Source organism: Haloferax sp. s1 (assembly GCF_058382125.1).
The window spans coordinates 1-9,872 of record NZ_JBZRPK010000614.1 but is presented as its reverse complement, the minus strand read 5'-3'; the positions used below and the strand labels follow the sequence as shown (position 1 = coordinate 9,872).

Below are 9,872 nucleotides of genomic sequence, written 5' to 3'. Positions count from 1 at the left end.
ACCGTATATCGTCGTCTTCGGCGGCCTGCTGGCAGTTCTCGGCGGCGGCATGTACGCCGTCGGCCGCGCTGCGTTCAGACGACTGTCGACCTGACCGCGCCCCGGCGCGGTGTCTCCCCTTCGTCTCCCAGTTTTCTCAGTCGCCACGGCGAGTGTTTTTCCCCGTTGACGACGTTCGTCCACGCATATGCTCTCACTCGCGTTAGCCGGTAAGCCGAACGCCGGCAAGTCGACGTTCTACACTGCCTCGACGCTTGCGGAGGTCGACGTAGCGAACTATCCCTTTACGACCATCGACGCGAACCGCGGCGTCACACACGCGCGGACTCGATGCCCGTGTCTGGACCGTGACGAGCGCTGCGGCAACTGCGAGGACGGCATTCGATACGTTCCGGTCGAACTCGTCGACGTGGCTGGACTGGTCCCCGGTGCGCACGAAGGCCGCGGGCTTGGCAATCAGTTCCTCGACGAACTCACGAATGCCGACGCCATCGTCAACGTCGTCGACGCCTCCGGCGGAACCAACGCCGAGGGCGAACCCGTCGAAGTCGGGACGTTCGACCCCGTAGAGGAGGTCGACTTCATCGAAGAGGAACTCGAACAGTGGTTGGCCGGTATCGTCCACCGCAACTGGGAGACAGTCGTCCGGAAGTCTCGCTCGCCGGATTTCGACATGGACGACGCGCTTGCGGACCTCCTGACCGGCGTCGGTGCGAGTGAGTACGATATCGCCGCCGTCCTGCGGGACCTCGAATACCCGCCGAACCCCCGTGAGTGGACCGACGAGGACCGCGTCACACTCGCCCGCGCGATTCGCCAGCGGACGAAGCCCATCGTCCTCGTCGCCAACAAGATGGACATCGCACCCGAGGAGAACCTCGAACGACTCGCCGAAACGGGTAAGCCGGTCATCGCCGCGACGGCGGACGGCGAACTCGCCCTTCGCCGGGCGAGAGAGGCGGGTATCATCGACTACCACCCCGGCGACGACGATTTCGAACTCCGTGGCGACGTGAGCGGTGCACAACAAAAGGGTCTCGAACGAATCCGCGACCTGATGGCCGAACACGGCGGCACCGGCACTCAGGAAGCCATCGACACCGCCGTCTACGACGTACTCGACCGAATCACGGTCTACCCGGTCCAAAACGAGTCGAAATGGACCGACGGAACCGGGAACGTTCTTCCCGACGCCTTTCTGCTCCCGCGTGCGTCGACCCCTCACGACCTCGCCTACGCGGTCCACTCCGACATCGGTGAGGGCTATCTCCACGCCGTCGACGCCCGCTCGAAACGCCGCATCGCCGAAGACCACGAACTGAGCGAGGGCGACGTCATCAAAATCGTCTCGACGGCGAATTAATAGTCAGACAATTGTCTTTTCTGCGGGTTTAAGTTGCCTATATCGGGACAGATTCTCGTTTGCTTCGGAACAGATAAACTCAATATCGCTATACAGAATCCTCCGATTCGGGAATGAACGTTTTGGATGATGGCCAGTTTTCTCTTAATCAACTCACCTTCCGGTACTGCTGATACTCGCCGAGCATGGCTCGTCACAGCAGGTACTCAGCAGCGGGGAGGGAGTGGAGCGTTTCGCGCATTGCTCACATCTTGACGAGCGCCCGCTCCGCCCAGAGCGCTCGGTCGAGCACGTCCGGCTCAAGTCCGTCGGGACGAGCCCAGAGTGACAACTGTGCAGAGGAGTAACGTTGGGCGTGGAGACCGCAGATGTCGTCGGCAACACCCAATATCGGCGTCTGGAACGCCTGCTGTTCGTGCCCTGGTGCTATCCGGTGAGGGGTTCTTGTCCGAGTTGCTGGAGCATGCCGAAGATGTCGAAGTTCGCCCAGCGCTCGGCAATCTTCCCATTTTCGACACGGACGACGTTGATTCCCATGATATCGATGCGGTTGCCCGTTGGCTCGATACCCATGAATGGCCCCTCGTGGGTTCCGGTCGCACGGCCCCAAAAAGAGACCAGATCGTCCTCAGCGATGTAGTCATCCACTGCGAACTGAAGATCCGGAAACGCCTGATGGTACCCCTCGATGAATTCCTTGAATTCTGAGAGTGGTTCCTCTCCGTCTCCCGTAGGGTCGTGGTATACCTGGTGGTCGGTGAGTATTTCGTCCATTTCTTCTGTGTTGCCGTCGTTCCATACCACCTCGACGTAGCGGCGAGCGACTTCCTTTGAATCGGGTTCGACAGTTGTCATATCAGTCATACGCTCCCAGTAAGTATAACATGTTCCCCCAATGCCAGTTCTTCCTCGAGTCGAATTCACGATGACTTCACAATCTAACAGTGCGGCTGATTCATTTCAAGATGGTCTGGAACAAAGACACGCAGCAACTCCATCTCGGGTATGCCTTCGTTGCGGTTACACCGCCCCGTCTCTAATATCCGCGAGGCGTTGTCGGTCGTAGAGTTGCTCATCCTGCGAAAACTCGTCAGGGAACAACTGCTTGGCGGCACGTTCGGTTTTTGAGAGGTTGCTGATCGGACCCTGATACATCCCGCCTGCAGGATAGACGTCCCCGTTTTGGACTGCCGTCAGTTGACTCGCCGTACTGTGGTCTTGCAGGAAAGAGAGGTATGTATCTCGGAACTCCGAGCGCGTCCAGTGCCTGTCGGTGTAGAACATCAGTATCCCCGGGTCGATTTCCAGCAGTGGTTCGTAATCGATGGACCCACGGTCGGACGTAAAGCTCTGGATGTCCGTTCCGGCGAGTGCGTCGCTTACACCGAGGTCGTGCCAGTGCTTGTAGGCGGTCGTCTCGCCCAGCCGATACGGATAGAACTTCTCAGGCTCCTTCGAGGCAGGGGAGAAAAGTGCAATCGCGGGTCGTTCGCTCTCCGGAGGGAGCCGTTTTTGCACTTCACTGATGAAGTTGTCGTGAAGCGCTTTGAGGGCCCGATATCGGTCCATCCGCTGGAATACTTGCGCGACTTTCTCGGTCGCCTCGTACAGGCTATAATATGGGTAGTCCTCGTGCCAGGAGTAGGTCGAGAAGCTCGTGTTCCCACAGAACGGGGCGACTTGACCGCTCATCTCATCAACATCGGAGCGTTTCCAGTTCGGAATGAGATTAGTCATATAGTTCGGGTCGATGAAATGGACGCCTGCATCGAGTTCGAGGAAGAGTTCCTTCGAGATGCCGTCCTGCCAGAGTGAGACCATTTCGTCTTTGCTCGTCGAGAGTCCGGGGATGTCCTCGTAGTGCCAGGTACGGTACTCACCAGTAAGCACGACGGCACTGGGCTTGTCCATCCCGAGAGCGACGCCCATATCGGCCCAACTCGCGTTCTCGGCGACCCACGTCTCCGGAACTGCGTCGAACGTCACTTCGCCCGTCGGTTCTATCGTGACAGAATACGACGTCTCTGTTGACGTTGTTTCGCTCGTACCTTGCTCGGTAGCTGTTGCAGTCGATGTACTCGTTGCGGTGTCTTGCTCCGTCGCTGATTGCGAACCATCACTCGTACAACCAGCGAGTAAGCCGCCACTGATGGCTGCACCACCGTATTTCACGTAATCACGGCGGGTCAGCGCGTCACGAACCGTATTGTCATTTGCCATAATTTTAGGCCAACCTAAAATATTAAAAGATTTTTGAACTGTATGTCCGACTGCGTCGGCGCTCGCAGAAGCAGCCAACCTGCGGGTTCACTCGGCGAACGTCTCGCCTGCCAGCCATCGTTTCAGAATTCCTGACAAGCCTTCACAGTCGTCGCGCACCTCTCGTCCAGTATGAGCCGCGTAGCTGAGTCCGTCAGGCTCGGATTCACCGGCGACGTGATGCTGGGCCGACTCGTAAACGAGAAACAACAGCATCGACCGCCGGAAGCGGTGTGGGGGTCGATGCGTGAGCAACTCGCCGGTCTCGACGGTCTCTTCATCAACCTCGAATGCTGTCTTTCGACCCGCGGGAGTAAATGGGAACTCACGTACCGCCCGTTTCACTTCCGCGCCGACCCGGCGTGGGTGATTCCAGCCCTGCAGGACGTGGATGTGTCGTGGCTGACGCTCGCGAACAACCACGTCCTCGACTACGGGGCAGTCGCGCTCGAAGACACGCTTTCCGCGCTCGACGGGGCAGATATCTCGTTTTCTGGGGCCGGTCGGACCGAGGACGATGCGTGGACGCCAACCCGCGTTCAGGTCGCCGGATTGGACGTGGCGTTCGTCTCGTTCACCGATAATACGCCGGAGTACGCTGCCACCGACGACGCTCCCGGCACGGCCTACGTCGATATCGACCCCGACGACGAAGCGTGTCTGGAACGTGTCGAGAGCGCACTCGAAACCGCCGCTGAAGATGTTCCGGACCTTCTCATCGCTTCGCTGCACTGGGGGCCGAACATGCGCGAGTATCCGCCGTCGTCGTTCCAAGAGTTCGCACACTGGTTGGTCGACCAAGGCGTCGATATCCTCCACGGCCACAGCGCGCACGTGTTTCAGGGCGTCGAGGTGTACGACGGGTCGGCGATTCTCTACGACACCGGTGACTTCGTCGACGACTACGTTGTCGACGGGGACCTTCGAAACGACCGGAGCTTCCTCTTCGTGTTCGATGTCGCTTCGGACGGTCGGCTCCTCGAACTTCGCTTGCTCCCGACCGAAATCGACGATTTCGCCGTCCACCGTGCACCCCCCGCTGTCGCCTCGTGGGCACGCGAGACGATGCGAACGCGGTCCGAGTCGTTCGATACGGAATTCGAGACCGAAGGAGACGGATTGCGCGTGTCCCTGGATGCGGATTCTTAGGTTTGAGGCGGACCTCTCTTTGGTCCGTTCGCAGCGAACGCTGATACTACTGGTTCACGTACAGTGAGTATGGAAACTGGTTCCCAGGTCGTCACGTCGACTCGGCTCTCGCTGTCCGAGGCGCGCATCCTTCTCGGCATTGGACTTGCGGTTGCACTCATGGCCGGCTTCGTCTTCCGAATCGTCGGGCAACTCGTATTGGACCCGTCTCGTCCGCTCCTCGTGACGGCTGTGTTCGCTTTGACGGTTCCCGTGATGTGGACGCTGGCAGTCGGTATCTTCCGATGGCGCGGTCTTTCCGGTGGAGCGAAGCGCGAGGCTGCGGTGCTCCTCGTCGTTCCAGGGATGCTCATCGACGCCGTCTCGACCTCCCTGTTCTCCGTGGTCTATCCGAACATGAGCCTCGCCGCCGCCGGTCTCTTCGGAGGTCTGCTGCTGTTAGCCTACGCGACGGTACTGGTCGCAGGATTCGTGGCTCGGTAGCGTCGGCTACCGGACCGTCACTGCCCCCCGACCGGCAAACGGGAAGCCTGTTTGACCTCGAAGGAGACGGGAGTGTATGGACTATCGTCTCGACGAGATTGACAGGGTGATCATCCACGCGTTGATGGACGATGCACGCGGGACTTCGGCCCCGATGATTGCCGACGAAGTGAGCGTCTCTCCGGGGACGATTCGCAACCGCATCCGTCAACTCGAAGATTACGGTATCATCTCCGGATATCACGCTAATGTCGACTTCGAGCGGACTGGTCACCGGTTCACAAACCTCTTTGTCTGTACTGCGCCGGTCCCCGAGCGCGAGCGCCTCTCCACGCTCGTTCGTGAGATTTCCGGCGTCGTCAACGTCCGCGAACTGCTTTCTGGACGCGGAAACCTGCATGTCCTTGCGGTCGGCAAGGACATGAACGACGTGACGCGCATCGGCCGCGAACTCTCGAATCTCGGTCTCGACATCGAAGACGAAAACCTCGTCCGGCGCGAGTCGTTCGAACCTTACAGCCCCTTCGGACCGAACGAGCGCCCCGGATTCGGAGCGTTAGCTGACGTGGTCAGTCTCGCAGGCGGCTCAGAAATAGTCGAACTCGTCGTCGCCGACAACGCGCCAATCGTCGGTCGCACACTCGGGGAGATTGGCGACGACGAATTGCTCGATGACGACGTGCTCGTCGTCTCTATCGAACGCGACGACGACGCGCTCACGCCGCGCGGCGCAACCACAATCGAACCGGACGACGCGGTCACGCTGCTTTCCCGCGGCGCTGTCGACGAAGCGCCGATTCAGCTTTTTTCGTCTCCTGATTCGTCCGACACCGCGTAAAAAATCGCGTTCGTCGGAAGCCTTCGCGTTAGTCCGACGAGGACCCGAACGTCGTCGGAACGCTCACGTCAGCGTGCTCAGAGAGGAAGTACGCGGCGACGAAGAGTGTGACGACACCGACGCCAAGCAGCACAAGCGGATTGACGCCGTACCCACTTGCGAGGAACAGGCCCGTCGCAACTGTCCCGCAGAGAAGCGCGTACGGAATCTGTGTGTTGACGTGGTCGACGTGGTCCGCACCGGCGAACATCGACGACATAACCGTCGTGTCGCTGATAGGCGAACAGTGGTCACCAAACAGCGACCCGGTGAGAATCGCGCCGGTCGCACCCGCAAGCGGCGCGCTGAGTTGGACCGCGAGCGGCATCACAACGGGGAACATGATGCTCATCGTCCCCCACGACGTGCCGATAGCGAACGAGATGATGGCCGCAGTGATGAATACGACTGCGGGCAGCATTGGGGCCGTGATAATGCCCTGCGAGATGCTGACGACGTAGTCACCGACGCCGAGCGCTTCGCTGACAGAGCCGATAGTCCACGCCAGCGAGAGCACGGCGACGGGGAATATGACCATCTTGAAGCCCTCGAAGATGGAGTCGCTCACGTCTTCGAGTTCGACGCGGGCGTGGCCCACGAGAATCGCAAGGAGTAGCGCGCACGCCGAGAACACGCCCCAGAGAATTGCGTCTGCGGTAGCCGCACCTTTCAGCGCTTCGACGGGAGCCTTCGACGGCCACCCACCGGAGTAAAGCAGGCCGAAGCCGGTGACGGCGACGAGGGAAACGATGGGCGCGGCGAAGTACCACCAGCGCGCATCGACGTGGTCGGGCGTGACAATGTCTTCTTCGCGCGTCTCGATGAGGGGGTCGGCGTCGTCGCCGAGGACTTTCCCTTCGTTTCTTGCGCGCTCTTCTGCCTGCTTCATCGGGCCGAAGTCCCAGTCCATCACGATGAGAATGAACACGAGAGTGACCGCGAGCAGGCTGTAAAAGCGGAACGGGATGCTCTGAAGGAACACCACGAACGCACTCTTATCGACGCTGGAAATCGAACTGAGATGGTCTCTGATGAGGCCGACTTCGAAGCCGACCCACGTCGAGACGACGGCGACGCTGACCACGGGCGAGGTGGTCGAGTCGAGCAGATACGCGAGTTTCTCGCGGCTAATGTCGAACTTGTCGGTGATTGGCCGCATCACCGACCCAGTAATCATCGTACTCGCGTAGGAGTCGACGAAGATGAGCATCCCGAGGATGCCCGTGCCCAATTCCGCCTGTTTCCGCGTCTTGATTCGAGCGATGATGCGATTTGCGAGCGCGTTCATCCCACCCGAGAGGAAGATCATCCCGAGCATCGCACCCGAGAGGAACGTAAACAAGAGGAGTTTGCTGTTAAACGACGAGGTCACACTGTTGATGACCAACTGAAGGGAGTATGCCGCCCCACCAATAGGGTTCCATCCCACCAGAATGGTCGCACCTATCCAGATACCAGTAAAAAGTGACAGGAGCACCTGTCTGCTCGCCAACGTCATTATGATGGCGAAAAGCGCCGGGAGCAGACTGATAATCCCGTATGTCTCTGCGGACATGACAAATGTCCTGTCTCGGGGTTTCTAAGTTAAGAGTTTCCACTTCGAACACGAAGAATCAGACGTATTGAATGTGCCACCCTATCGTGGTCCATTCCTCCAATCGACAGGCCTCAGCCGTCTCTCGGTTTCAGGCCACCGTGTCGTACGCCTCGCGCATGACCTCGATAGCCTCTCGAAGCGACTCGGTATCGGTCGCATAGGAGAGGCGCGCGTAGCCGTATCCGTTCTCGCCGAACGCCTCGCCGGGGACGACGATGACGCCGCGGTCGATACACTCCTGAACGAACCCTTCCGGAACCTCGGGCATGGCGTAGAACGCGCCCTTCGGCGTCGGGACGTGCAGACCGATGTCTTCGAGTCCGTCGACGACGAGGTCACGACGCTCGCGGAAGGTTTCTGTCATCTCGTCGATGCGGTCCTGCGGGCCGGTGAGCGCCGCTTCGGCGGCAAACTGTGCGGGTGCGGAGGCACACGCCTGCACGTACTGGTGGACCCGAACCATGCGTTCGACCCGGCGCGACGAACCGTAGACCCAGCCGAGACGCCAGCCGGTCATCGAAAAGAGCTTCGACGCGGAGTTGACGACGACGACGTTGTCGGTTTCCGCGAACTCGATTGGCGAGCGGTGTTCGCCCTCGAAGACGGTGTACTCGTACACTTCGTCGGAGATACACAGCACGTCGTGTTCGTCGGCGATGCGGGCGAACGCCTCGATGTCCTCCGGCGGTGAGACCGCTCCCGTGGGGTTGCCGGGACTGTTCACGATGAACGCTGCGGTATCCTCGGTGATGGCCTCTTCCACGTCGGCGGGGTCGAGCGCCAGGTCGTCACGAAGCGGAACGGGAACCGGTTCGCCGCCCGCGAGCTTCGCCAGCGCATCGTAGGAGACGAACCCCGGGTCGGGGATGATGACCTCGTCGCCCTCGTTCACGTGGGCTTCGATGGCGATGTGGAGCGCCTCGCTGCCACCGGCCGTGGCGATGATGTCGTCGGGGTCGAGGTCGACGCCCTGGTCGCGACGGTGCTTGTCGGCAATCGCTTCGCGGAGGCTCAGGATGCCCTTATTCTCGGTGTATCCGTCCGCCTCACCCGACTCGATGGCGTCGATAGCCGCCTGTCTGGCGTGGTCGGGAGCCGCGAAATCCGGTTGTCCCAGCCCGAGGTTGATGGCGTCTTCGCTCGCCGCTTCGAATACCTCGCGAATGCCGCTGATGGAAATTTGCTCCACCCGGTTGGAGAAGTGCGTCATATTCTATCCGGTGTCGGCATCCGGGATAGTTCTTCCCACGCATGGGCGACGCAAACTACTCGATTTATGGACATGTCTGTCACACACTGTCGAAATTGGGCGAACCACCATCCGACACACTGTCTGCGACTACCCGGACTTACTCCTGTGCCTCGCGTAACTCGTCGACGTGCGAATCGACGACCGACAGGGTCGCGTCGGCGTCGGCGTAGCCTTTCTCGTACTCCGTCATCGCCCGCTTGTAGTCGTTCAGGAACTTCGCCACGGCAGCTTCGAGTTCGTCGCTCATGGTGGTTCGTTGCCCCGTCATCGGATTTGAACCTTCGGCCATCGTCCACAGGAGTGTCGGTTTATCGCCGCATTCGGGACCGTCGATTTATCACCGCGCCTCGCCAACCCGCCGGTAGTGACGACCCTCCGATTCGAGGACGGAACCGTCCACGTCGAGACCGAGAACGCCGAGGCCGACACCGCGCTTTGCGACCGGCCGCGCGTCGAAGCCGACCCGAGAAGCGGCGGCTACCGAGCGCCCGCGATGTCCTACGCCGGACTCCGGGATGCCCTCGCCGCCGCTGGCGTCGATTTCGAGGACCGAATTGCGCCTGCCGCCGCCGCGAACCTCACACTTTCGACCACCTACGACCTCCGCGAGTACCAGCGGGCCGCCCTCGATTCGTGGCTCGATGCCGACAGTCGCGGCGTCGTGGAACTCCCGACTGGCGCGGGGAAAACGGTCATCGCTGTCGCCGCGATGGCTGCCCACTCGGTCCCGACGCTGGTCGTCGTCCCGACTATCGACCTTCAGGACCAGTGGATACGTGAACTCGAAACCGAGTTCGACGTGCCTGTCGGTCGCTTCGGCGGCGGCGAACAGACGCAGGAGGCGATTACGGTCTCGACCTACGACTCGGCGTATCTCCGCGCTGACGACGTG

11 protein-coding genes are annotated in these 9,872 nt (G+C 60.5%); 5 read left to right on the top strand and 6 right to left on the bottom strand.

The window, feature by feature from the left end:
* The first annotated feature begins 187 nt into the window (after nucleotides 1–187).
* Nucleotides 188–1,363, top strand: coding sequence for a redox-regulated ATPase YchF (locus QT222_RS12830; protein ID WP_004056734.1), 1,176 nt, complete (start codon nucleotides 188–190; stop codon nucleotides 1,361–1,363).
* Nucleotides 1,364–1,607: 244 nt separating this feature from the next.
* Here QT222_RS12830 and QT222_RS12825 read toward each other — a convergent pair whose 3' ends face one another.
* The 3 genes from QT222_RS12825 to QT222_RS12815 all read right to left on the bottom strand — a co-directional run bounded on the left by QT222_RS12825 (nucleotide 1,608) and on the right by QT222_RS12815 (nucleotide 3,583).
* On the bottom strand, nucleotides 1,608–1,751 hold the full coding sequence (locus QT222_RS12825) for a hypothetical protein (RefSeq protein ID WP_155844681.1): 144 nt from the start codon (nucleotides 1,749–1,751) through the stop codon (nucleotides 1,608–1,610).
* Nucleotides 1,752–1,789: 38 nt separating this feature from the next.
* The gene (locus tag QT222_RS12820; RefSeq protein ID WP_014732338.1) at nucleotides 1,790–2,218 is read right to left on the bottom strand and encodes an ester cyclase; all 429 of its coding nucleotides are present in this window, start codon (nucleotides 2,216–2,218) and stop codon (nucleotides 1,790–1,792) included.
* Between the two features lie 165 nt (nucleotides 2,219–2,383).
* Nucleotides 2,384–3,583: an ABC transporter substrate-binding protein gene (locus tag QT222_RS12815; RefSeq protein WP_004056736.1), complete on the bottom strand. Its 1,200-nt coding sequence runs from the start codon at nucleotides 3,581–3,583 to the stop codon at nucleotides 2,384–2,386.
* Nucleotides 3,584–3,754: 171 nt separating this feature from the next.
* Here QT222_RS12815 and QT222_RS12810 point away from each other — a divergent pair, with 171 nt between their 5' ends.
* The 3 genes from QT222_RS12810 (at nucleotide 3,755) to QT222_RS12800 (ending at nucleotide 6,092) form a co-directional block, all read left to right on the top strand.
* Complete coding sequence (locus QT222_RS12810) at nucleotides 3,755–4,771, top strand: CapA family protein (protein WP_004056737.1); 1,017 nt, start codon at nucleotides 3,755–3,757, stop codon at nucleotides 4,769–4,771.
* A 69-nt stretch (nucleotides 4,772–4,840) separates the two neighbouring features.
* On the top strand, nucleotides 4,841–5,254 hold the full coding sequence (locus QT222_RS12805; protein WP_004056738.1) for a DUF5367 family protein: 414 nt from the start codon (nucleotides 4,841–4,843) through the stop codon (nucleotides 5,252–5,254).
* A 76-nt stretch (nucleotides 5,255–5,330) separates the two neighbouring features.
* Nucleotides 5,331–6,092, top strand: a complete 762-nt coding sequence (locus QT222_RS12800) for an Lrp/AsnC family transcriptional regulator (RefSeq protein ID WP_491477399.1) — start codon at nucleotides 5,331–5,333, stop codon at nucleotides 6,090–6,092.
* Nucleotides 6,093–6,120: 28 nt separating this feature from the next.
* On the opposite strand, the gene QT222_RS12795 is transcribed toward QT222_RS12800, so the two are convergent.
* The 3 genes from QT222_RS12795 to QT222_RS12785 all read right to left on the bottom strand — a co-directional run bounded on the left by QT222_RS12795 (nucleotide 6,121) and on the right by QT222_RS12785 (nucleotide 9,227).
* Nucleotides 6,121–7,686, bottom strand: a complete 1,566-nt coding sequence (locus QT222_RS12795) for a Na+/H+ antiporter NhaC family protein (RefSeq protein ID WP_004056740.1) — start codon at nucleotides 7,684–7,686, stop codon at nucleotides 6,121–6,123.
* A 130-nt stretch (nucleotides 7,687–7,816) separates the two neighbouring features.
* Nucleotides 7,817–8,938, bottom strand: coding sequence for a pyridoxal phosphate-dependent aminotransferase (locus QT222_RS12790; RefSeq protein WP_491477398.1), 1,122 nt, complete (start codon nucleotides 8,936–8,938; stop codon nucleotides 7,817–7,819).
* A 139-nt stretch (nucleotides 8,939–9,077) separates the two neighbouring features.
* Nucleotides 9,078–9,227, bottom strand: coding sequence for a hypothetical protein (locus QT222_RS12785; protein ID WP_491477397.1), 150 nt, complete (start codon nucleotides 9,225–9,227; stop codon nucleotides 9,078–9,080).
* 117 nt (nucleotides 9,228–9,344) lie between these two features.
* On the opposite strand from QT222_RS12785, the gene QT222_RS12780 reads away from it, so the two are divergent.
* Nucleotides 9,345–9,872 (top strand): DEAD/DEAH box helicase family protein (locus QT222_RS12780; protein WP_491477396.1); only part of this gene is annotated, 528 nt, incomplete at its 3' end.